27 protein-coding genes and 2 tRNA genes are annotated in these 22,739 nt (G+C 45.4%); 7 read left to right on the plus strand and 22 right to left on the minus strand.

Features of this window, described 5'->3' with window-relative positions; genetic code table 11:
• Nucleotides 1-24: 24 nt before the first annotated feature.
• From QY309_01625 to QY309_01660, 8 genes are all read right to left on the minus strand, one after another.
• The gene (locus QY309_01625; GenBank protein WKZ60187.1) at nucleotides 25-420 is read right to left on the minus strand and encodes a rhodanese-like domain-containing protein; all 396 of its coding nucleotides are present in this window, start codon (nucleotides 418-420) and stop codon (nucleotides 25-27) included.
• A gap of 28 nt (nucleotides 421-448) precedes the next feature.
• The gene (locus QY309_01630) at nucleotides 449-859 is read right to left on the minus strand and encodes a DsrE family protein (protein ID WKZ60188.1); all 411 of its coding nucleotides are present in this window, start codon (nucleotides 857-859) and stop codon (nucleotides 449-451) included.
• An 85-nt stretch (nucleotides 860-944) separates the two neighbouring features.
• On the minus strand, nucleotides 945-2,372 hold the full coding sequence (locus QY309_01635; GenBank protein ID WKZ60189.1) for an OprD family outer membrane porin: 1,428 nt from the start codon (nucleotides 2,370-2,372) through the stop codon (nucleotides 945-947).
• Complete coding sequence (locus QY309_01640; GenBank protein WKZ60190.1) at nucleotides 2,372-3,439, minus strand: c-type cytochrome; 1,068 nt, start codon at nucleotides 3,437-3,439, stop codon at nucleotides 2,372-2,374. The genes QY309_01635 and QY309_01640 overlap by 1 nt, the downstream gene beginning before the upstream one ends.
• Before the next feature lie 20 nt (nucleotides 3,440-3,459).
• Nucleotides 3,460-3,984, minus strand: a complete 525-nt coding sequence (locus QY309_01645) for a YeeE/YedE thiosulfate transporter family protein (protein WKZ60191.1) — start codon at nucleotides 3,982-3,984, stop codon at nucleotides 3,460-3,462.
• 12 nt (nucleotides 3,985-3,996) lie between these two features.
• Nucleotides 3,997-4,563, minus strand: a complete 567-nt coding sequence (locus QY309_01650; GenBank protein WKZ60192.1) for a YeeE/YedE thiosulfate transporter family protein — start codon at nucleotides 4,561-4,563, stop codon at nucleotides 3,997-3,999.
• A gap of 100 nt (nucleotides 4,564-4,663) precedes the next feature.
• Nucleotides 4,664-5,458, minus strand: coding sequence for a sulfite exporter TauE/SafE family protein (locus tag QY309_01655; GenBank protein WKZ60193.1), 795 nt, complete (start codon nucleotides 5,456-5,458; stop codon nucleotides 4,664-4,666).
• A gap of 105 nt (nucleotides 5,459-5,563) precedes the next feature.
• Nucleotides 5,564-7,555 carry a tetratricopeptide repeat-containing sensor histidine kinase gene (locus QY309_01660; protein WKZ60194.1) on the minus strand — a complete coding sequence of 664 codons (1,992 nt, stop codon included), beginning with the start codon at nucleotides 7,553-7,555 and terminating at the stop codon, nucleotides 5,564-5,566.
• A 135-nt stretch (nucleotides 7,556-7,690) separates the two neighbouring features.
• Between QY309_01660 and QY309_01665 the strand changes: the two genes are divergently transcribed.
• Complete coding sequence (locus QY309_01665) at nucleotides 7,691-9,331, plus strand: ABC-F family ATP-binding cassette domain-containing protein (GenBank protein ID WKZ60195.1); 1,641 nt, start codon at nucleotides 7,691-7,693, stop codon at nucleotides 9,329-9,331.
• A gap of 186 nt (nucleotides 9,332-9,517) precedes the next feature.
• Here QY309_01665 and QY309_01670 read toward each other — a convergent pair whose 3' ends face one another.
• Nucleotides 9,518-9,880 (minus strand): GIY-YIG nuclease family protein, encoded by a 363-nt coding sequence (locus tag QY309_01670; GenBank protein WKZ60196.1) that lies wholly within the window; start codon nucleotides 9,878-9,880, stop codon nucleotides 9,518-9,520.
• Between the two features lie 147 nt (nucleotides 9,881-10,027).
• Between QY309_01670 and QY309_01675 the strand changes: the two genes are divergently transcribed.
• Nucleotides 10,028-10,462 carry an SWIB/MDM2 domain-containing protein gene (locus tag QY309_01675; GenBank protein WKZ60197.1) on the plus strand — a complete coding sequence of 145 codons (435 nt, stop codon included), beginning with the start codon at nucleotides 10,028-10,030 and terminating at the stop codon, nucleotides 10,460-10,462.
• A 62-nt stretch (nucleotides 10,463-10,524) separates the two neighbouring features.
• Here QY309_01675 and QY309_01680 read toward each other — a convergent pair whose 3' ends face one another.
• A complete protein-coding gene (locus QY309_01680; GenBank protein WKZ60198.1) occupies nucleotides 10,525-10,983 on the minus strand; it encodes a DinB family protein in 459 nt (152 codons plus the stop codon).
• A gap of 145 nt (nucleotides 10,984-11,128) precedes the next feature.
• Nucleotides 11,129-11,201 (minus strand) — tRNA-Lys (locus tag QY309_01685).
• 100 nt (nucleotides 11,202-11,301) lie between these two features.
• Here QY309_01685 and QY309_01690 point away from each other — a divergent pair.
• Nucleotides 11,302-12,042 carry a hypothetical protein gene (locus QY309_01690; protein ID WKZ60199.1) on the plus strand — a complete coding sequence of 247 codons (741 nt, stop codon included), beginning with the start codon at nucleotides 11,302-11,304 and terminating at the stop codon, nucleotides 12,040-12,042.
• Here QY309_01690 and crcB read toward each other — a convergent pair.
• Both crcB and QY309_01700 read right to left on the minus strand, forming a co-directional pair.
• A complete protein-coding gene (gene crcB, locus QY309_01695) occupies nucleotides 12,022-12,477 on the minus strand; it encodes a fluoride efflux transporter CrcB (protein ID WKZ60200.1) in 456 nt (151 codons plus the stop codon). The two genes, QY309_01690 and crcB, sit on opposite strands and share 21 nt — an antisense overlap.
• Nucleotides 12,453-12,524 (minus strand) — tRNA-Thr (locus tag QY309_01700). Before QY309_01700 ends, crcB begins: the two co-directional genes overlap by 25 nt.
• A gap of 52 nt (nucleotides 12,525-12,576) precedes the next feature.
• On the opposite strand from QY309_01700, the gene QY309_01705 reads away from it, so the two are divergent.
• Genes QY309_01705 through QY309_01720 form a run of 4 tightly spaced genes read left to right on the plus strand, consistent with a single transcriptional unit; the run spans nucleotide 12,577 to nucleotide 16,093 of the window.
• On the plus strand, nucleotides 12,577-13,017 hold the full coding sequence (locus tag QY309_01705; GenBank protein WKZ60201.1) for an Rrf2 family transcriptional regulator: 441 nt from the start codon (nucleotides 12,577-12,579) through the stop codon (nucleotides 13,015-13,017).
• A 54-nt stretch (nucleotides 13,018-13,071) separates the two neighbouring features.
• Entirely contained in the window at nucleotides 13,072-14,163 is a 1,092-nt protein-coding gene (locus QY309_01710) for an efflux RND transporter periplasmic adaptor subunit (GenBank protein WKZ60202.1), read from the plus strand.
• A gap of 2 nt (nucleotides 14,164-14,165) precedes the next feature.
• Nucleotides 14,166-15,413, plus strand: coding sequence for an ABC transporter permease (locus QY309_01715; GenBank protein WKZ60203.1), 1,248 nt, complete (start codon nucleotides 14,166-14,168; stop codon nucleotides 15,411-15,413).
• Between the two features lie 2 nt (nucleotides 15,414-15,415).
• Complete coding sequence (locus tag QY309_01720) at nucleotides 15,416-16,093, plus strand: ABC transporter ATP-binding protein (GenBank protein ID WKZ60204.1); 678 nt, start codon at nucleotides 15,416-15,418, stop codon at nucleotides 16,091-16,093.
• A 214-nt stretch (nucleotides 16,094-16,307) separates the two neighbouring features.
• Here the strand turns inward: QY309_01720 and QY309_01725 are convergent, their stop codons facing one another.
• The 9 genes from QY309_01725 to QY309_01765 form a co-directional block, all read right to left on the minus strand.
• Nucleotides 16,308-16,916 (minus strand): DUF1684 domain-containing protein, encoded by a 609-nt coding sequence (locus tag QY309_01725; protein WKZ60205.1) that lies wholly within the window; start codon nucleotides 16,914-16,916, stop codon nucleotides 16,308-16,310.
• A gap of 106 nt (nucleotides 16,917-17,022) precedes the next feature.
• A complete protein-coding gene (locus QY309_01730; protein WKZ60206.1) occupies nucleotides 17,023-17,478 on the minus strand; it encodes a PIN domain-containing protein in 456 nt (151 codons plus the stop codon).
• Nucleotides 17,475-17,678: a hypothetical protein gene (locus QY309_01735; protein WKZ60207.1), complete on the minus strand. Its 204-nt coding sequence runs from the start codon at nucleotides 17,676-17,678 to the stop codon at nucleotides 17,475-17,477. Before QY309_01735 ends, QY309_01730 begins: the two co-directional genes overlap by 4 nt.
• 46 nt (nucleotides 17,679-17,724) lie before the next feature.
• The gene (locus QY309_01740) at nucleotides 17,725-18,369 is read right to left on the minus strand and encodes a pyridoxamine 5'-phosphate oxidase family protein (protein WKZ60208.1); all 645 of its coding nucleotides are present in this window, start codon (nucleotides 18,367-18,369) and stop codon (nucleotides 17,725-17,727) included.
• A 94-nt stretch (nucleotides 18,370-18,463) separates the two neighbouring features.
• A complete protein-coding gene (locus QY309_01745) occupies nucleotides 18,464-19,459 on the minus strand; it encodes a zinc-binding dehydrogenase (protein ID WKZ60209.1) in 996 nt (331 codons plus the stop codon).
• A gap of 172 nt (nucleotides 19,460-19,631) precedes the next feature.
• A complete protein-coding gene (locus QY309_01750) occupies nucleotides 19,632-20,708 on the minus strand; it encodes a branched-chain amino acid aminotransferase (GenBank protein WKZ60210.1) in 1,077 nt (358 codons plus the stop codon).
• A gap of 75 nt (nucleotides 20,709-20,783) precedes the next feature.
• Complete coding sequence (locus tag QY309_01755; GenBank protein WKZ60211.1) at nucleotides 20,784-21,299, minus strand: GNAT family N-acetyltransferase; 516 nt, start codon at nucleotides 21,297-21,299, stop codon at nucleotides 20,784-20,786.
• Nucleotides 21,296-21,763 (minus strand): GNAT family N-acetyltransferase, encoded by a 468-nt coding sequence (locus QY309_01760; GenBank protein WKZ60212.1) that lies wholly within the window; start codon nucleotides 21,761-21,763, stop codon nucleotides 21,296-21,298. The genes QY309_01755 and QY309_01760 overlap by 4 nt, the downstream gene beginning before the upstream one ends.
• Before the next feature lie 8 nt (nucleotides 21,764-21,771).
• Nucleotides 21,772-22,692 carry an EamA family transporter gene (locus tag QY309_01765; protein WKZ60213.1) on the minus strand — a complete coding sequence of 307 codons (921 nt, stop codon included), beginning with the start codon at nucleotides 22,690-22,692 and terminating at the stop codon, nucleotides 21,772-21,774.
• Nucleotides 22,693-22,739 lie beyond the last annotated feature (47 nt).

Here is a 22,739-nt window from a genome sequence, read left to right on the forward strand (position 1 = left end):
TGGTAAGATGGGGTGGGTTATTAATTACTTCACAACGGGTTTTCCTGATCGGGCCCATGCATTTAAACCACCCTTTAAATCATAGACCTCCGTAAAGCCCTGTTGCTTTAAAATTTTAGCAGCCGAATTACTGCGAACACCGCTGGCACAGTACACAAACACCGGCTTGGTTTTGTCGAGCTTGGCTACTTCCGTTTTAAAATCGCGTTGATAGTAGTCGATTTGGGTGGCATTTTTCATTTTGCCTTGTGCGTATTCTTCATCTGTACGCACATCCAGAATAATTTTTTCAGGCGTGGCATTCAGTTTTTGCTCAAAAGCATCAACACTCAATACCTGCACGCCTGTTTGTCCTTGGCAACTCACCACGGTAGCCAATGTCAGTATACCAAATAGATTGAAAATAAATCGCTTATTCATATTTTAATTTTTCAGTTGTTATTCTTTTTCAGAAGCCGAGTTTTACATATATCCATCCATCCTGTTGCTTCTTCACGATATCCACCATGGCATACGGAACGGTTTGTGTAAAAGGTACTAGATCTTCCGGTTTGATGTTCTTTTGTTTCATGGTGAACTGGCAACCAATGAAGGTTACATCTTTCAACTTTAACTTTTCGATTTTACTTACATATTCCGCGTTGGTTTTTAAAAGAAAATTCATGCCGGGCCCATGGCACACAACAGCTACCTGTGCATCCGGAATTTCTTTTTTCATGTTTGTGATCTGATTAACCAATGATTTATAAACGAGGGTGTCAGCCGTTTGCAGGTGCATGACAATTTTTGGTGTTTCCTGCGCTTTCACCTCTGAAAGGGCAAAAGTCATTAATAAAATGATGTAAACAACAGCTTTCATTTTGATGATATTAGATCAGGTAAATATGAAGAGCAATGCTCCGTTTCTATGTGACTTAAGTTACACTTTTTCCGGGATAATCAGATCAAAAGTAGTAGTCCAACACCAGTGATAGGTGGTGCATATTCACTTTGTTATGGATGAAAGAAGGAATTTCTTCTAAATCTTTTGTCATGTTTCCTTTATACACATACAATAAATCGGCTTTTAAGCCATGCAAAAATCCGGTAAATGTATAACCGAGGCGAGCATTTACCTGGTAGAAAGAAGGTAAAGCATATTTATTGAGCCGTGCATCTGTTACCGAAGGAAGCATGTACATGCCTGCTGAAGTCTGCAAACTCAGATGCTTGTGTTTGTCTAACGTGCGGTTGTTTTGAATCATGACCGCATGAACATCGCCCATACCTTCCATGCGTTCACGTGGAAGGAAGGTGTAGAAGGATTCAATGCCCCACTCTCGTGGAAATAAGAAGCGTCCATGACTGGTAATCCGCGTATAGTTGATGCTCCATTCTTCTGCGGAACGATTGTGTTTTAAGCTCAGTCTTGCACTCAAGCTATGCGATTGTTCATTCTTTGTAATGTATTGCCGCTCGAGTGCAAGTGTATCGTTGTAAAGCGATTTTTGCCAGAGGTACTGAATGCCTGCCAGAAATGTATTGTGTTCCGTTTTCTTTTTCCACTCCAGCTTTTGCAGCGATACATTGAAAAGCTTATCGGCATGATAGTTCCAGGGTTGATACGATAAATTTTTTGTGAGGGGAATCGTTACGTGTGCAATGAATACGTTTTTTGTGGAAATATTTCCCGCATAATCTGCTTTGTTTCCGTTGGTGGCGCGCCCCAGGGGGTAAACGCCAATGGAATTACCCATCGAATACCAGTGAATGGTGCCGCGCGGAGAGGTTCGCCACAATACGCCACCTTTGATTTTTATCTTATTAAATTCATTGAACTCCAACCACGCACCTTCCTGTAGGTTGGGTCGCATACGGCCGTCCTGTAAATTGATGAGGGGTGTTTTTAAATGAAACTTTCCAACCTGGGCAAACGATTTACTTTGCTGCGAGAAATAGTAGCGAAGGTACAAATCCTCCAACCGATCGAGGTCTTCATGGTTGTCAGGATTTTCGGCATCGAATAATCCGATTTCATATCGATTGGAGTAGGGTGCATTATTCCCTAAGTGCGATGAGCCAACATTGTAAATGATAAACCCCGACATGCCCACCTGAAAATTTTTGATGATGGGTGAATAATAACCCAAGCCCCCACCAAGGCCAATGGCATAGTAGTCTGGAAATTCTTCTTGATTGACAGTGCTCATAAAGAAACTGCGCAGATGACCTTCAAACGTGCCTAACTTATGCAATACGTTGCACAGGCTGTCACTCTCCACGCATTGCTCGTTAATGATGGCGCGTCTGGCCGACCACGAAGGATCCTGATGTTGACTAAAAACAGAAACACTACTGCCGATCAGCAGCATTAACCATATTCTTCTCATCATCACTTCTTTTCGGCTAACGTTTTGTTGATGTGCCTCTGTTTTTCAACAATAGGCTTGTATGGGCCATACTTGTGTTGGTCTTCCGGAAACTCATCTGTAAAGGGACCAAACGGATGATCGACAGGCTTTTTGGAGATGTCTGGCCAATCTTGTGAAATGTCTTTTTTGGGATGATACATGGTGTTTACGTAAGCGGCAATGTCCCAGGCTTCTTCATCGGTAAGTTGAGGTGCAGTATAGGTTGCGCCTAGTGGCATATTGGCTTTGATGTAACCGGCAAATCGTGAAAGACGAAATAATCCTGCTCCATTGTTGTAGCTCTGCTCACCCCAAAGCGGTGGATATGTCCATGCGGTTCCTTCGGCATTCATGATGCCGTTGCCTTCTGTGCCGTGGCAGGTCACGCATTTTTGCTCATAGATAAGCTGTCCATTTTGCGGATCAGCTGCACGATCAAGAAACGCCAATTCAACTATGCCGGATCCTTCCGGGGCAACTCCTTTCGGAACATCTTTACCCAGCCAATTCATGTATGCGACAATTGCTTTCATTTCGCGACTGTCTTCTGCCAGGGGTTTTCCATTCAAGCTGCGTTCGAAGCAATCATTTACCCGTTTCTCAATGGTTTCTTCTGTGCCTGAGCGCGCTCTGAATTTTGGATACGTAGAAGCTACTGCACCATAATTGTTTCCAAACGGTCGGGTGCCCGCATCAAGGTGGCAGTTCTGGCAATTCATGCCATTGCTGATGGGCATTACTTTTCCTTTAGGACCGAGGTATTCGGAGGTATGCGCGATCAATTCACGTCCGTACCGGATTTCTTCACCGGCTTCACCTTCCGGGAGGGTTGATTCATCCGGAGCGTGCCACTCATTAACAAGCTTTGAAATTTTTTCAATGCGAACCGGTTGCACTTCTTCTTTTGAAAACCACGCAGTGAGTTGGGGTGCAAAAATCAAGGAGCCTGTCATCAATACCACGAGGGCAACCATTACAATCACCAAGGCTACCAACAACGTGGTAAGCTTTATTAAGTGATTCGATTCCGGTTGCTCGTTTGGTTTCATGATCGCAGCAAGTCAATCGATTAGTGAGGTAATCTGTCGCGAAGCAATCCGTATGTCCAGGTTCCGGCTATCGCGCTTAGCAGGGTTACGATCACTACTAAAAATCCGCTACCAATTTGTGCGAACAAAGGTCCGGGGCAAGCGCCTGTAATGGCCCAGCCTAATCCAAACATGGTGGCACCAATAATATTGCCCCAGTGAAAATCTTTTTTATGAAACACCACTTCCTCACCTTGCATGGTCCTGATTTTGAATTTTTTGATCAGCCATACGGATATCATGCCTACTACTACGGCTGTACCAATTACGCCATACATGTGGAAGGAGTGAAGCCGAAACATTTCCTGAATGCGATACCAGGAGATGATCTCTGCCTTTACAAACACAATCCCGAACAACAAACCTACAATCAGGTATTTGATGTTTGAGGTGATGGTGGTTTCGCGCGTAAGCTGATCGTTGGGTGCTTCACATTCAATGGGATGCTCCGCCACCAACGGGTTGGTTACAAATTCTTCTGTGGTTGATGTATGTTGTGTGCTCATGGAATTCAGTGATTAAAATAATTTCATAATGAACGGAAAGAACAAATGCACCATAGCGAAGCCTCCAGCCATAAAGCAACAGGTTGCTACCAGTGAAGGCCACTGCAGGGTGGATAACCCCATGATGGCATGACCGGATGTGCAGCCACCGGCATACCGTGTGCCGAAGCCAACTAAAAATCCGCCAATCACAAAGAAGATCAATCCTTTCAGGCTGAACAGGTTTTCAAAACTGAATATGGATGAAGGCATCAGGTTGCTGTCTACCACAACATTATGCGATTCCAATGCAGCAATGGTAGCAGGTGCAACCTGAATTGGATCAGGGTTGCTTAGTAACTGTGTGGCTACCAAGCCACCGAGTAATACGCCAGCTACAAAGAACAGATTCCACATCTCTCTCCTCCAATTGTATTTGAAGAATGGAATATTGGCCGGCAAGCAGGCAGCACAGATGTGGCGCAATGATGATGAGATACCAAAGTGTTTGTTACCGAGTAACAACAAGGCCGGTACCGTAAGGCCGATCAGGGCACCGGCAACATACCAGGGCCAGGGTTGACGAATAAACTCTAACATATAGTGGCTAGTTAGATTTTTACTAATTGAAATTTAACTACAAAACTACAGCTTGTACACAAGGGTGCTCCGTAACTTTTGTCACGGAACATGCTGAATGTTATAAAAACAACTCTTTTCCAAGAATATACACGCCCATCACCAACACAAACCAACCGAAAGCCGGTTTCAGTTTTTCATTGGAGATGAACCGGGTGAGGTAGCTGCCTACCAAAATGCCTACCATGGCGAAGGCCGAAAAGATGAGCATAAAGGAATAGTCTATCGGCAGTTCTCCGCCCAAATCGCCAGTAAATCCCAATAAAGATTTCAGCGCAATGATGAGCAGCGATGTGCCAACTGCTTCTTTCATCGGCAAGCCGGCCAGCAACACCAGCGCAGGGATAATCAAAAATCCACCGCCAGCGCCTACTAATCCGGTTATACCTCCAACCAAAAGTCCTTCAACAAAAATGAGCGGGAAATTGTATTTCTTTTCAGTTGATGTTGCAGCCTGCTTTTTTGGTTTGCGGATCATGGAGATGGAGGCCAACAACATAAGAATGGCAAATAATACCATGACAAACACACCTTTTTCTACCGGAAAAGTGCCGATTGAAAAAACCGGATCAGGAATGGCAGGCACAACAAATTTGCGCACGGCATACACTCCCAAAATAGAAGGCACGCCAAACACCAACGCAGTTTTCACATCCACATTTCCCTTTTTAAAATGACTTACAGATCCTACGGCACTGGTGAGGCCCACCACAAATAAAGAATAGGCGGTGGCTAAAATCGGGTCGACTCCAAAGAGGTAGACCAAAATAGGTACGGTTAAGATGGAGCCACCTCCACCGATTAAACCAAGGGTTAATCCCATAACAATTGAAGCAGCGTAACCGATTAATTCCATGTGTAAAAGCTAATAAAAATTTCTGCAAAACTACGGTCGTGCCCATTGCATCAACGTGACTAAAATCACTTACTACAAAAAATGATTTTTAATGTGTTTAGGATGTTATGAGGCTGGTAATGAGAAATAGAATGTAGAGCCTTTTCCTTCCTCGCTTTCAACCCAAAGCCGGCCGCCATTTTTTTCTACGAAATCTTTACACAGAATAAGTCCGAGTCCGGTTCCTTTTTCATTGGCTGTGCCCAGCGTGGAGTGTTTGGCATCCAACCTGAAAAGTTTATCCATTACCGTTTTGCTCATACCCACACCGGTATCGGCAATGGAAACAATTACTTCTTTTGAATTTTTTGATGCATTCAGTTTAATAGCGCCACCGGGTGGTGTGAATTTTATTGCATTGGAAATAAGGTTGCGCACAACGGTTGTTACGGAAGGCATGTGTGCAGATGCTGTAACTACTTCGGCAGGCTCATATAAAATGGTAATATCTTTTGCGGCTGCCTGCTGGCTCAATAATTCTTTATTTTGCTCAAGTACTTCGGAAAGATTAATCGCTGAAGCGGTGAAATCAATATTTCCGGTTTGTGAACGGGCCCACTCCAGCAAATTATTCAGTAGCGCAAAAAGATTTTTCAACGACTTATCAAGATCTTTGGCAATGTTCTGAATTTCTTCTTTGCTAAGGGCATCGAAATGATTGATCAGTAAATTTGAAAATGAAGTAAGTGAATTCAGCGGCCCCTTCAAATCATGACCGATGATGGAGAAAAATTTATCCTTGGTGGTATTGAGGGTCTGAAGTTGAATGTTCTGCGCTTCAATCTGTGCGTTGATGGCCTGAAGCTGTCGGTTTGATCGTTGCTTTAACAAATACAAATACAGAATCAAGCCCGCAATTACAACACCTAAACCGAGCAGCGCATACAAGTACAGTTGTATGCGTTTTTGCTCAGCCAATTCACGCTCTCGATCTTGCTTGGCGCGTTCAAGTCGTTCAATCTCTGATTCTTTTTGTTGTAGGGCATAAGTGCTTTGTGTTTCCAGCAACTTCTGATCACTTTCTTCCTTCACGATAAACTCGTTAATGGCCAGTTGCAATTCTTTGTGGCGCAATGCTTCTTTAAAATCACCTAACGCTTTCCACGTAAGACTTAAATATTCATAGCTTTTGCGCAGCGCACTTTTGGTTTGTGCCGATTGTCCGGCAGCCAATGCCAGTTCAAGGTTGGCCAATGCTTGTTTATAGTTTTGCTGATTGTAATAGTACTCACCAATCTGGTTATAGGCCTCCGCAATACCTTTTTTGAAATCGATACTTTGATATACCTCCAGGGCGGCCTTGTAGTTGGCGTAGGCCCGTTCGCGGTTATTCAGGTTGTTATATGTGTCCCCGATTTCACTCAACAGTATTCCTTCCTCCAACCTGAGGCGTTGTTTTCTTCGAATGGTTAATGACTGCTTATAGTATTCCAGTGCTTGGTTGAAATCACGTTTATTGACAGATAGGTTAGCCAGGTTGTAAAGTGTTTCCGCCTCCAGTCCGTTGTCGGGTAGTTCTTGTTTGTATCGCAGCGCGTGGTCGTAATGTTCCTGTGCTTCATCCAGCCTTCCGGCTGATGCACTTGCTTTGCCCAACTCGTTTAGGGTTAGCGCCAGTAATTCGGGCTGCTTCAGGGCAAAGGCAATGGCGAAGGCGCGTTCCAGAAACTGCAGACTTTTTTCAGGATTACCCACCTGTTCAAAGATATGCGCCAGGGCCAGGTAGGAAAACACTTCGCCAGAAGGCAGGCTTGCTGAATCGGCAGCGCCAAGTGATTGCAGAAAGCAGTCCATGGCGGCCTCGAAGTTGTAGGCATAGTTCAGTTGAATTAATCCTTTTTGAAGCAGCACAAAAACACGGGCCGAGTCATCCTGAATTTCATGTGCCTCCAGCAATTCCTTTTCTTTTTGTGCCAGTAGTTCTTCAACGGGTGCGTGATCGCGCGAAGTGAAGTATTGGCGATACCAGGCAGTGGCGGAGGTCTCATCTTGCGCGTGTACCGTCTGCAAAAAAATCAGGCAAAGCATGCCTGGCAGAACATAGCGGGTTAACATCATGTGCACGAATTTGCTCAAAGCTGGTCAAAAATCAGATAGTATTCAGGTCGATCGCAGTGGTAACCTTACATCCGGTAAAATTAGCCGGTAAACTACTGCCGAAAATAATATCTTTGCGCCCTTTATTCCAACGCCATGATTTCAGTAGATGCAGTAAGTGTTGAGTTTAGCGGTACGGTGCTGTTCAGCAACATTACGTTTAATATTAACGAGAACGACCGGATAGCCCTGATGGGTAAAAACGGAGCGGGCAAATCGACCTTGTTGAAGATTTTGGCCGGGGTGAACAAACCCACCCGGGGAAAAATATCAGCCCCGAAAGATGCTATAATTGCCTACCTGCCCCAGCACCTGTTAACAGAAGACAATGCCACTGTTTTTGAAGAAGCTTCCAAAGCTTTTTCAAAAATCCACAACATGAAGCAGCGTATGGACGAGCTGAATCACCAGCTTGAAACCCGCACTGATTATGAATCGGATGCGTATGCGAAAATCATTGAAGAAGTTTCGGAACTGAGTGAGAAGTATTACTCCATTGAAGACATCAACTACGATGCGGAAGTGGAAAAGACATTATTGGGCCTTGGATTTTTACGATCTGATTTCACCCGTTCCACCAGCGAATTCAGTGGAGGCTGGCGCATGCGCATTGAGCTGGCAAAAATTCTATTACAAAAACCTGATTTGATTTTATTGGATGAGCCTACCAACCACCTCGACATTGAATCGGTTCAATGGTTGGAAGAGTTTTTAAAGAACAATGCAAAGGCTGTGATCGTAATCAGCCACGATAAAACCTTCGTGGATAACCTGACCAATCGCACCATAGAAATTACCATGGGCCGCATTTACGATTACAAGACCAACTACAGCCATTATTTGCAGTTGCGGAAGGAGCGGAGAGAGCAGCAGCAAAAGCAGTTTGATGATCAGGCCAAACAGATTGCGGAGATCAGGGAATTTATTGAGCGCTTTAAGGGAACATACTCCAAAACACTTCAAGTGCAATCACGGGTGAAGATGTTGGAGAAGATGGAGATTGTGGAGGTGGATGAAGTGGATTCATCGGCACTTAACCTGAAGTTTCCACCCGCACCACGTTCCGGAAATTACCCGGTAATTGTGGATGGATTAACTAAACGCTATGGCGATCACCTGGTGTTTCAGGATGTGTCACTGACCATTGCACGAGGCGATAAGGTTGCTTTTGTGGGCAAGAACGGAGAGGGTAAATCTACCTTGGTCAAAGCCATCATGAGTGAGATTGATTTTGAAGGCCGTTGCCAGTTGGGGCACGGTGCTTTAATCGGGTACTTCGCCCAGAATCAAGCTTCGTTGCTGGATGGCGATTTAACCGTATTCGAAACTATCGACCAGATTGCAGAAGGTGATATTCGCACCAAGATCAAGGATATACTTGGAGCGTTTATGTTCAGTGGCGATGCCATCGATAAAAAAGTAAAGATGCTTTCCGGGGGCGAACGCACCCGTTTGGCCATGATCAAGCTGTTACTTCAGCCGGTTAACTTGCTCATTCTTGATGAACCTACCAACCACCTCGACATCAAGACCAAAGACATTCTGAAAGATGCCCTCCGCGCTTTTGACGGAACGTTGATCCTCGTCTCCCACGACCGTGACTTCCTGGACGGCCTCGCTTCCAAGGTTTTTGAGTTCGGCAACAAGCGTGTTAAGGAGCATTTCGAAGACATTAATGGCTTCCTCCGCAATAAGAAACTGGAGAACCTGAAGGAGATTGAACGGAGTGGGAAGTAGTAGAGTAGTTGCCATCGGTGGCGAAGTTGCCTTCGAGTGCCTCAGGCAACTGGGAAGGTTTTGAGTTGTTGCTTTCGAGTGCCTCAGGCAACTGGGAAGGTCTTGAGTTGTTGCCTTCGAGTACCTCAGGCAACTGGGAAGGTTTTGAGTTGTTGCCTTTGAGTACCTCAGACAATCGGATAAGTTTTATGATGACTTTTTGTTCTCGGTGGCTGAGACGGCTGAGGGTCTCGAAGCCCTCGAAGCCACCTTCTCCAATGTCTTCTTATCTCTATAAGCCATCGCTAGTTCTGGTAGCAATTCGGGCTTTCCATTTATCAGGGCTTCTTTCTTCTTCCGGCTCCACCCCTGGACCTGTTTTTCCCGATAAAAGGCGAGGTCAATTCTGGAGTATTCTTCATAATAAACAAGCTCGACAGGCAAGTGCTTTCTGGTGTGGTTGGCACCTTCTCCAGCCTGATGTTGGGCTACGCGCGCATCAAGGTTTACCGTACTTCCGGTATAGTAGCTGCCATCTGAGCAAAGCAATATGTACATATACCCTTTCATGTCATTTCCCCTATGAACATGAATTTAATCATATACCTGATAATTCATGGCTAACATAGTATTGAAGTGCACAACCAATACTTATATTTGCGCGCTATTCCATAGGGAAAAGCACTAATATAAAATTCAACTCACCCTTGACTAAACATGGCTAAGAAGAAAAAAGCAGTGGCCAAGAAGGCCCCTAAAAAAGCAAAGAAGGCAGCGGCTAAAAAGGCTCCTAAGAAAGTGGTAAAGAAAGCAGCTAAGAAAGCGGCACCCAAAAAAGCAGCTCCTAAGAAAGCAGCCAAGCCTGCACCTGCAAAGAAGGCTGCTAAGCCTAAGGCAAAGCGCAAACCTAACGCAGCGTTCATGGCAGCCCTTAAGCCCAGCCCGGCTCTTGCAGCTGTGGTAGGAGGCAACGCAGCACCTCGCACCCAATTCATCAAGAAAATCTGGGATTACATTCGCAAGAATGGATTGCAGGATGCTACCAACAAGCGCATGATCAACGCGGATGACAAATTGAAAGTGTTGTTCGGTAAAGATCAGGTGTCCATGTTCGAGCTGGCCAAGATCATTGGTGCGCACGTGAGCAAGTAATCATTTGCAACTCCAACAAAAAAAGGTGAATAGAAATGTTCACCTTTTTTTATGTCCAATTGTTACGGTTGCGAACCATATTTAAGCGTAAGCGCCAACTGCCCGGCATGGTAAGCCGTGTGTGAAATAATCCGGCCAATGGCTTCTGCTTTTGTTTTAGAGCCAAACTCTTTGGTGGTTATGGTTTGTTCCCAGTCTGAGTCAGTTTGCATTGAAAGTATTGCTTTAAGTTGTTGATGGGCTTCCGCCTGGTAAGTCAGCAGTTCCTTCAGGTTTGTCCACTCTCCGGTGTCGCGTTGTGCGATAACCGTTTTAGCTTGCACACTTAGGTTAGGAGCGTTAAAAACATTTTTGGCAAACAATAACTCCACATCGGCCACATGGCGAATCAGAAAACCTGCTGAGTTTTTGGTGTTGATAAGCTTCAATGTCAGGTTCTCTTCTTTGATGTCTTTTAACAGGTTGGTGAAGCGTGTGCGAGCTTCTTCCCATGTTTGCAGGTAAAATCCGGTGGTATTCATACAATTGATAATCAAATGATTGATTAACAAGGTTACATCGAAATTCCAGCTTTCGCTGTGAGGAAAATCAGCTTACAAAATGAGTAATGCACGCCTGACAAATAGGCTATAAAAAGCAAAGGCCGGAAGAATTTCCGGCCTTTTGTGATCCCGCTGGGACTCGAACCCAGGACCCATACATTAAAAGTGTATTGCTCTACCAACTGAGCTACGGAATCTGATCTTCGGTTTCTTTTGAGACCGCTCAACCAATCAGATTTGCCTGTTTTCGAGGCTTTTCCGTTATTGAGGGCACAAAGGTAACAGAAGGAGAAAAATATGCAAAACGCACTTTTAAAAATAATCCCGTCCTTACTGTTTGTTGCCTGCACGCAACTCTCAACCCTTGTTTCCGCTCAAGGTTTACAATACCACCTCGCCAAAGCAGATTCTCTCTTCGCACAGAAGCGGTATACACAATCACTTGATCTGTATAAGTCTGTTTTCAATCAGGGGCAGTATACACCCGCCATGTTTTTAAAGATGGCCTATATCGAAGAAGGACTCGATCATGTGCCTCAAGCGATGCATTACCTCAACCTGTATTACCTCGTTACGCAAGATGAACGGGTGGTGGCTAAGATCAAGGAAGTGGCATCAACCAAGAAATGGGATGGTTACGAGTTCAACGATTTCGAGCGATTCATGAGCTTCTACCACCGTTACCACCTGCTTATTGGGCTTTCGCTGATGGCGATTTGTACTGTCTTTTTGTTCTTGCTTGTATGGCAACGTGTTCGTCAGCAGAAAGCAAGCCTGGGGTTATGGATTGTGTTGCTGATCTTTTCAGTACTATTGGTTGCGCACATCAACTTTCCGGCTCAATACCGAACGGGAATTATCGCCAACTCCAATACGTACCTCATGACTGGTCCTTCTGCCGGTGCTTCGGTAGCCCAGATTATCAATGAAGGACATCGGGTACGCATTATCGGGAAACGGGATGTGTGGCTGAAGGTACAGTGGCACGATAAGGAAGCCTACATCCGGCAGGATCAGCTACTTCCCGTAGTATTGTAACGCCTGCTTTGCGAGCATGAGGCCGAGAAAAGCCAACAGAATACCTGCAACATTATTCAGCAGTACCGAGTACAGCGCAAGTTTGTAATCCCCATCGCGCAACAAGTTGAGTGTTTCAAGCGAATAGGAAGAAAAGGTTGTGAAACCACCGAGTAGACCCACAAACAAAAACGCCAACAGGTTGGGATGAATACTGAGTCCGTTCGCAATGCCCCATAACAACCCGATGATAAATGAGCCTGTTAAGTTTACAGTGAGCGTACCGATGGGAAAAAGACCGGAGTATTTTTCATAGGCTACATGGCTAACACCATAACGTGCCAGTGTTCCCAGCGCACCACCCAAAGCGATCAGGATAAGTTTCATCATGTGGCAAAGATAGTAACTCCTGCGGTGGCTTTGAGAACCGGAGCCGAGAATGAGATTTGAACTCACGACCTGCTGATTACGAATCAGCTGCTCTACCCCTGAGCTACCTCGGCTTGAATTTTTTGTGATACGAAATTGAAAAGAAAAACTATAACTTGTGCTGCCATGCTATCGAAAAAATGTAAGTATGCCATACACGCGTTGGTGCATATGGCCAAAGAGCCGGATGAGAAATTCCTGATTAAGGATATTGCTGTGGCATGCCGTATCCCCAAAAAATTCTTAGAGGGAATTTTACTGGAACTGAAGCGGGCCGGTGTGTTGGGTAGCAAGCAGGGAAAAAACGGTGGCTACTTTTTAAGACGAAAGCCTAAAGATGTGAACCTCGCAGAAGTGGTTCGCTTATTTGATGGGGCCATTGCGGCAATTCCGTGCGCAACATACAAATACTATGAGCCGTGCGATGAATGTGAGGATGAAGAAACCTGTGCCATTCGTTTTGCTTTTCTGGAGGTGCGAAACGCTACGGTTGAAATGCTCAAAAAAGACACCCTCGAAAAACTCGTAAAGCGAGAAGCCAGGCTTACCGCTGAGAAAATGAGATAAATCATGAACTTAACGGTTTAAGCTTACGTATCTTGGGGTGTCAATATACCCGTCATGCGATTTTTAGTTCTGCTTACCGCACTTATTTTAACCATTTCCTGCTCACGCGAAAGCGACTTTTCCAACCCGGTTACCAAACCGTTGCTGGAGGCGGTGTACGCTTCGGGAACAGTGGTTTCTGAAAATGAGTATCAGGCTTTTTCGCAAGTGGATGGCTACATCGCTGAAAAGCTGGTGAAGGATGGTGATGTAGTAAAGAAAGGTGATCCCCTTTATATCATCGAAGCAGATCAGCAAGGTGCACGCTACCGCATTGCGCGCGAAAACTATGCACTCGCCAGGCAAAATTTCAATGATGATTCACCGGTGTTGAATGAGTTGAAGGCAGCCGTTCAAACGGCCAAAACAAAAAAGCAACACGATTCAGTAAACTTTGTTCGGTATTCAAACTTATTGAACAAACAAGCTACCTCGCAGGCTGAATATGATCGCGCCCGACTGCTGGCTGAACAATCCAGGAATGAATATGTGCTGGCAGAAAGTCGTTACCGTAAAACCTACAATCAACTGCAGACAGAATTAATCAATGCGGAAAATCAGTACCGCATAGCTCGCGATGAATCCAATCGTTACACCATTCGCAGTCAGGTGGAGGGCATTGTGTTTAAAACCATGAAGGAGCCGGGTGAGCTGATCAGGCGCACTGAAGCGGTGGCTGTGCTCGGCAGCAATCAGTCTTTTTATTTACAACTGAATGTAGATGAGCTCGACATCCACCGCGTTAAAGCCGGTCAGCAGGTGCTGGTAAAGATTGACGCATATCCTGAAAAAATTTTTAAAGCAGAAGTAACACGCATTTACCCGTTGGTGGATAGTCGGCAGCAATCGTTGCGCGTAGATGCAAAATTGCTGGAAGCATTACCGGATGCATTTTCCGGTTTGGCGTTGGAAGCCAACATTGTGATTCGTCAGGTTGAGCAGGCACTGGTCATCCCAAAGTCAGCTTTGTTACCGGGCGATTCGGTGATGGTGCGTGTAGATGGCGGTGAACAGAAAATAAAAATCAAACGGGGCGCTACCACGCTTGATGAGGTGGAGGTGCTGGAAGGTCTTGCTGCAACCAGCGAAGTGAAGATTAAACCGTAAGCATGAAGCTTGTTGTTGAAATCGCGAAAACGCATTTGGTATCGAAGCCAAAACAAACGCTCATTGCTATGCTGGGTGTTACGTTTGGTATCGGTATGTTCATTGCGCTGGTGAGTTTGATGACGGGCCTCAACGATTTCACGGAAGAGCTGACCATGACATCTTCTCCTGATATTCACATCTACAACGACATTACCGAAAGTCGCGCGAGCATAGCCGAAGAAGTGAATATCAACGGCATCAACATTGTACACCATCAAAAACCAAAAAAGGAAACGGCCAAGGTGCGCAACGCCTTGCAGATCACTGAAATGATCAGGCGCGATCCGCGCGTATTGGGTGTGGCGCCTACCTTGGCGTCACAGGTGTTTTATAACTACGGACCGGTGGAGTTGCCGGGCAATATTTCCGGTGTGGATATCCTGGAAGAAGATAAACTGTTCGACCTGCGTTCAAAAATGAAAGCGGGCCAGATTGAAGACCTGCTGGCCAACAACGATGGCATCATCATCGGTACGGGCATTGCGCGTAAAATGAATGTGAAGGTGGGCGATCGAATTGTGATCACTACGCCTCAAGGGCACACCATGCCTTTGAAAATTGTGGGGTTGTTTCAAATGGGTATCGGTACCATCGACAATGTGCGCAGCTACGCGAATATCTCCACCGTGCAAACCATCTTGCAGCAGGATCATTCATACATCACCGACATCAACATTAAGTTAATTGATTTGTTGGAAGCAAAAACAGTTGCTTCCGAATATCAGGCGATGTTCGGGTACAAAGCTGAAGATTGGGAAACTGCTAATTCCACTTTTTTGACGGGAATCGTTATCCGAAACATCATTACATATTCGGTTTCGTTTACACTGCTGATCGTAGCCGGTTTCGGCATCTACAATATTTTGAACATGACCATCATGAACAAGATGAAGGACATAGCTATTTTAAAAGCGATGGGTTTTTCCGGAAAAGATGTGCGGTTGATCTTCATGATCCAGTCGCTGGTGATTGGATTTATGGGCAGTGTTGCCGGGTTGTGCATCGGGTATGTGTTGAGCTACCTGATTGCGCAGGCCCCGTTTGATGGAGGCGATATGGTAAGCCTCGATCATTTTCCGGTGAACTTCGATGCGAAGTATTACATCACCGGCATTTTGTTTGGGGTGCTCACCACTGCGTTGGCAGGTTATATGCCTTCACGCAAGGCGGCTTATATCGATCCGATTGAAATTATACGGGGGCAGTAGCGATGGAGTACGTTTTACGAACAACCGGTATTGGAAAATACTTTTACGAGCCCGAAAAGTTTAAGGTGCTGGATGGCATAAGCCTGGAAGTGAAACGCGGAGAGTTCCTCTCGCTGATCGGCAAATCCGGTTGTGGGAAATCTACACTCATGTACGTGCTCTCTACCATGGACACCGACTATGAAGGCGAACTGGAAATTGCGGGTGAACGCCTTACGGGAAAAGATCAGAACTTTCTCGCTACCTTTCGTAACAAACACATCGGGTTTATTTTTCAGTTTCATTATTTGTTGCCGGAGTTTACTGCCTTGCAAAATGTGATGATCCCTGCACTGAAGCTGGGGAAATATTCCCGTGCGGAAGTGGAGGAACGTGCGTATGAGAAGCTGAACATACTGGGCGTAAAGGATCAGGCCCTGAAAGCCTCCAGCAAACTCTCGGGCGGGCAGCAACAGCGTGTAGCCATTGCGCGGGCACTCATCAATGACCCCGACATTATTATGGGTGATGAACCCACTGGCAACCTTGATTCATTCAACACGCAGGTAGTGTTTGACATACTCGAAGAGCTGACGCACGTATACAAGCAAACCATTATAGCTGTAACCCACGATGAAGAATTCGCGCGCAAATCCGACAGGATTGTGGAGATGAGTGATGGGAAGATTGTGAAGGGGTGATTGTTATGTAGGCAATTTTCACGCGAAGTACGCTAAGAAAGCGCAAAGCATTCGCAAAGACGAATCGAATCAGTATCAAAGATTTTTTTCTTAACATTCTCTGCGGACCTCTGCGTGTACTCCGCGCCCTCAGCGGTTACAAATTTTTAAACCGCAGGGCGCACAGAGGAATTCGCAGAGGTTTGCAGCGTTTAAGCGTAATAAATTGAAATGATCACTTCTTCCCCATATACTTCACTCCAGCCCGAATGGCTACCGCCAATTGGTTTTCTTCCGGTATCAGCGGGCAGGAGTACCGCGGGTTGTAGGCGCAGTACGGTGAATAGGCTTTGTTGAAATCAATAACAAGTACATCGCCTTCCTCAGGCGCCTGCAAATTTAAATAGCGCCCACCACCATAGGTTTCTATTCCATTGGTGAGGTCACCAAAGGGCAGGAACAAATAACGCGGATACTTGGGATTGTTGAGCAGGTTTTTGGATTGATACACCGGCAACGAATACGTTTCTCCATCCAGGGTAAATTCAGCGATGCCATATACGCGGTAATCCTGCACGAGCGACTGCGTGGCCTTCATCGGTGCAAACGAAGTTTCGGGAGTAAGCATGAGCTTGGCTTCCACGCGGTATTTCAGATCAACGGGAAAGAACTCATGTTTCTTAAACTTCTTCAGGTCTGCCGGCAACAAAGGCGACTTCTTCTTGTCTTTATACTCATTATTGAGTTCTTCCTGGAAGGTTTTGATCTCGGCAAGGGCAGTTTTCTGATCGGTTTGGGCATAGCTGCAAACGCAGCATAACAGGACAAGGGCGAAAGTTTTCATAAACTATTTTGGAGAAAGATAAGATCAAGGATGTTGCATTCAAAATTATGAATAGTTTATAAAAGCTAACTAAGAGTTGAGAAGGTGGAAGAAATTTGGATTTCTATTATTTTAGTTTTTCTCTTTTCTTGATCCAAAGTTTATGTATTTCTGGCGTTGTGAGTATGGCTTTATATCCCTTCTTTTTTAATCCAGCTTGAAGCGTGTTGTCACCAGACCACAATTTCCCTTTCACGTATTTTGTGAGTGCAACAAAAACTGTATCGTCAACATCAATGCCTGTTGTAAGCTTTTCGGCATCTTCCCATACTTTTTGAGGAATCAGTTCTTCGTTGATAAAAGTAATCTTACTCAAGAGTGCTTCATAAGATTCCTGTAGCTGTTTATCAGTGAGTTTTGAGATACGTTTGAGTCTATCCCAATGTTTTCTTATTTCTGTGCGTAGGTAATGGGGACAATAAAATTCAAAAATACCAGTCGAATTAAAAATGATTTGACCAAATGTTGTTTGGGTTTTTAGCAGAGCACTAAAAACAATATTTGTATCAATAATGATTTTCACTTAATGAAGCGCTTCCTGTTTTTATTCCACCAACCTTTCTTGATGTCTTTGGCCAATTTATCAACATCTTCCTGTCGGGCCTTGGATTTTTCGGTAGCCTCACGGTAAGTCAGGTAGTTAATGAGGTTTTGAAGTTCTTCAGTATCAATAACTGAGGAAAGCCTTATGATAATTTCGTTCTTTGTTCTTTCAATAACCATTTTACTAAAGTCGCGCTTTCTTTTGTGAATTGCAATGTAATTTGACTTACCTCAAGTATTCCGGTAATTCCACTCCTACTTTTAACACCGGGTCAGCAACAGGGGCAAGTCGCGTGGTTTGCAACGGCACCACACCCGCCCAGATGTCCAGCGCGTAATCTTCCTCATCATCTTTCGGGCCGCCTGTGCGGATTTTGGCGGAGGCTTCTTCAATGGGAAAGGCGAGTACCATGGTTTTCCTCCATTCGCTTTCGTTGGGCTGGCGGATGTCGTTCCAGCGGCCGGGCTGCATTTTGTTGGTGAATACTTCCAGCGCCTGGTAAATTTCTTTTTCATCGGTTACTACTTCGGCTTTGCTGAACATGACCACCGAACGGTAATTCACAGAGTGATGAAACGCAGAACGTGCAAGCACGATTCCGTCCATAAGCGTTACGCTGATGCATACCGGTAATTTTTTCTCCGCAAGTTCGCGTAAGTAAAAGCTGCCCACTGAGCCGTGTATGTAAAGCTTATCGCCCATACGGCAATGGCCGGTAGGAATTTGAAACGGTTCACCGTTGTGTACGTAGGCGAGGGTGCAGTACAACGCTTCATCTAAAATAGGGTAGATGGTTGCTTTGTCGTAGCTGCCGCGCTTGGGTAAGCGGGTAATGGTGGTGCGATCGGTTTTGGGGAATTCGGTGCTCATGGTTTATTCTTTTGAACCACATAGACACATAGCGCACATAGTTTAAGTGTGAGATTTCTATGTGGCCTATGTGCCTATGTGTTTAATGATTTGTTTATGATATTTTCAACACAATCTTTCCAAACTGCTGTTCCTGTTTCATGTGCTCAATGGCTTGCTGAATATTTTCAAGCGTAAACTCGCTATCAATAATCGGTTTGATGTTGCGGCCTTCAATAAAATCCAACATTGATAAAAACTCATCGCGTGTGCCCATTGTGGTACCAAAGAACGAGAGCTGCTTTGAATAAAAATTACGCAGGTTAATCTCGCCTACATTTCCGGCCGTTCTTCCAAAGTTTACAATACGTCCGCCTGGCATCGCCAACTCGAATAGCTTTGAAAAATCCGGACCGCCTGCGGTGTCGATGATAATATCAAAACCACCGGCAGCTTTTTTTGCGGTTTCAGTCCAGTTTGAGTCTTTGTAATTAAACCCTTCTGTTGCGCCCAGTTGTTTGGCGCGATTCAGCTTCTCTTGTTTACCCGAAGTAACAAACACATTGGCTTTGTAATAAACAGCAAACTGCATCGTCCACAATGCAGCGCTACCGCCAATACCGGTGATCAACACTTTTTCACCGGGGCGTAAACGCGCTTTGCTGAACAACGCACGGTATGCAGTAAGGGCGGAGAGGGGCACTGCGGCAGCTTCCGAGAAGGAGAGATGTTCGGGCTTTTCAAAAATGTATTTTTTGGAGATGAGCAGGTAATCACTGAAAGTTCCGTTGTCGGGGTAGCCTAAAATTTTGAACGTGTCGCCATGCACTACGGGGTTGTTGCCCCAGTTTAAACTTGGGTTGATGATCACCTCCATACCGTAAAGCATCGGATCCACATCTTCACCACCACTTTCAATGATGCCTGTGCCATCCGAGCCGAGAATGATGCCATCACCGGCATTGGTTTGTTCGCTTATAATCCATAGGTCGCGGTGGTTGAGTGCTGCGTATTTCATTTTTACCAGCACCTGGTCTTTCACCGGTTTTGGCTTTTTGATGTCACGGATTTCGAGTGGATGATTGTTGCCTTTGAAGAATACTGCGCGCATGAATTGAATAGCTTAAGACGTCATTGCGAACTGAGGCGTAGGTATGTGCGTTAGCGTGAAGCAATCCCAAACGTTACGTTTAGTTCTCACTATGTGGTGGGGGATTGCTTCGCTCCACCGCACACCCAACCCTTCCGCCTGCCTACCGCAGGCAGGCTCGCAGTGACGAAGTTTATTTTGTAGTAATAACATAATTCCACTGATGTGTATCCGGTTCGTTACCATGACGGATGCTGTACAGCTTTTGCTTCACCCGCTGCTGAAAACTTTCCGGCCCGGCTTTAGGTAGTTGATAATCGGTACCGTGAATGTTAATCACTTCAATGTTCGATACCACGGCAGCAGTACCTGCACCGAAAGCCTCGGTGAGTGTACCGTTTTTAAAACCATCGATCAGATCATCCAGGCTCACCTTACGCTCTTCCGCTTCCATGTTTAGCTCTTTCGCCAGCGTTAAAATTGAATCGCGGGTAATGCCATCCAGTATTGCCGTAGTGAGTTTAGGTGTTACCAGTTTGTTATTGAGCACAAACATCACATTCATGGTGCCGGCTTCATCAATGTATTGATGATCGCGGGCATCCGTCCACAGTACCTGGTCGTAACCTTGTTCACGCGCCATTTTGGTGGGGTAAAACGAGGCGCCATAGTTGCCGGCACATTTGGCAAAGCCAACGCCACCTTCAGCAGCGCGTACGTAGGTTTCTTCCACCTTCACGCGTAGCGGCTTGCTGTAGTATGGCCCTACCGGGCTCGTCATGATGACCAGTTTATATTGATCGGAAATTTTTACACCCAGTCGCGATTCAGAAGCAAACACCAACGGCCTGATGTAAAGGGATGAACCTTCATCGTTCGGTATCCATGCCTGATCCGTGTCAAGCAAAGTATGCAATCCGTTAATAAAAATTTCTTCCGGCACTGCGGGCATACACATGCGGTCGAGCGAGCGGTTTAAACGCTGATGGTGCTTATAAGCGCGGAAAACAGAAATATTTCCATCGGTCATGCGGTAGGCTTTCATGCCTTCAAACACGGCTTGTCCGTAATGCAAGGCCAGAATTCCCGGATCCATTTTTAATTCTCCGAAAGGTACCACACGCGGAGTTTGCCACTGACCGTTTTTATATTCAGCCAGCAACATGTGATCGGAAATGTATTTGCCGAATTCAAGATTTTTAAAATCGACTTTAGATAAGTTGGATTGTGCGATGCGTTCAACCGGAACGGACGCGGTTAGTGAACTCATGAGTATTTTATTTTCTTCAAGTTAGAAATAATTTCATTGCGCCCCTACCTGCGGCAGGCAGGTTCGTGTGAGAATTTAATTCCCGATTTCCAATTTCATCATCAAATCCGTTTGCGCATCGCTGCCCAGCATAAACGTGTGTGCGCTGAATTGCTCAAAGCCCCACTTTTTATAAAATGCCAGTGCACGTTCATTCTTCTCCCACACGCCCAGCCACAGAATATCAAAGCCATTTGCTTTGGCATAGCTGATAGCTTTTTCCATAAAAAGTGACCCTACTTTGTTGCGGATGAAATCGCGCGTGATGTAAAGGCGGTGGAGTTCCAGGCATCGCTTTCCCGGAAAGGAAACTTCATCGGAAAGGCGAAGTTTCATGTAGCCTGCTATAGCATCACCTTCCAGCGCCAGCATGAACACCGTTTCGGGTTCTTCAAGTTCTTTTTTGATCTGTTCAAGATCAAAAGCCTGTTCCGCATATTCGCGCACATCGTCCGGATTATTTCCTTCTGTGAACCATTCATAAAAGGTTTCCTTACCCAATTCACTGAGCAGTTGAGCATGAGAAATATCGGCTGTAATGATGTTGATCATGTGAGCGGCAATTCCATTTTAATATCGCTCCGTTCGTAAACACTGTCGACCGGAACTTCTTGAAAACCCAATTTACGATATAGCGCAATGGCATTTGCCAGAATAGTGTTGGAGTACAGGATTATTTTATGTGCGCCTAATGCTTTTCCTTTTTCAATGGCGGCCAACGCCAGGGCTTTCCCGATTTTCAGTCCGCGATATTTTTCATCCACAGCCATTTTGGTAAACTCGTACACACCGGGCTCCACAAACTTGAGTGCTACCGTGCCCACAATTTCACCATTGGCAGTTGCCATAAGAATGCTTCCGCCTTTGTTGATGATGTGCTCATCGGGGTAGCGCAACACCTGCTCATCGATTGGCTCCATCCAAAAGTAGTGCTCAATCCACGTGCGGTTGAATTTCTCAAACCACGGTTGATGATGTGGCTGGTATTCCGTTATGTCAAGCACAAGGTTTTCCATACAATCCGTTATCGACTAAACTGCGCCTTCCACAAACTGCGCAGCTGGTATCCACGATTAACAATGTAGATTCCTGCCACGGTAATGAGAATGGCAAACCAGATTTTCAAATTCAGTTTTTCATCTAAAATCAACCAGCCCAGTACGACAGCTACCAATGGGTTAACGTACGCATAGAGTGAAACAATCGTCATGGGTAGTTTTTTCAACGCATACATATAGGAAGCATAGGCGATGATGGATCCAAACGCAATCAGGTAGAGCAACGAATAAAATGCTTCCCCCGACCACTTCACTTGTGTGAGATCATCAAACACCAAACTCACCGGGAAGAGAAACAATCCGCCAAAGAAAAGCTGCAACCCGGCATTAATGAATGGGTTGATATCGTTTGGATATTTTTTGATCCAGATGCTACCGCCTGCCCAGCTTAACACCGCCAATACTGTCATGACAATACCCAGCAGGTATTCTGATTTTGAAAATTCGGACACATGCTCTCCAAAAATCATGACAATGCCAATCAAGCCAATGAGCACACCAAGAAAAATTGGAATGGTCGGTCGTTCATCGCGGTTGATGGAAAGGTTAATAAGAATCACCATGACCGGCATGATGGAACAAATGATGGCGGCAATGCCACTGGGAATGTGCATCTCGGCCCAGGCCACGAGTCCGTTGCCGAGTGAGATCATAAAAAATCCGCCAATCGCCTGACGAATAATGTGATCACGCGAAGGCCATAGCGGTTTGGCAATGGCCATGACCATACCGATCAATAACAGCCCGGCAATGGTTTGACGAAGGGCGGTAAACAGAAAGGGCGGAAAGTGCAAAACAGCGATGCGTAACGCGAGGTAGGTAGTGCCCCAAATGATACACACGGCTGCCAGGGCCAAATAGGGGAGGTAGTTGGTACGGTTAATCATTAATGTTTCTGATCTGATAAAAACTGCAACAAATTTTCTCCTAATTA

This window comes from Cyclobacteriaceae bacterium (assembly GCA_030584025.1).
Classification (GTDB): Bacteria; Bacteroidota; Bacteroidia; order Cytophagales; family Cyclobacteriaceae; genus UBA2336.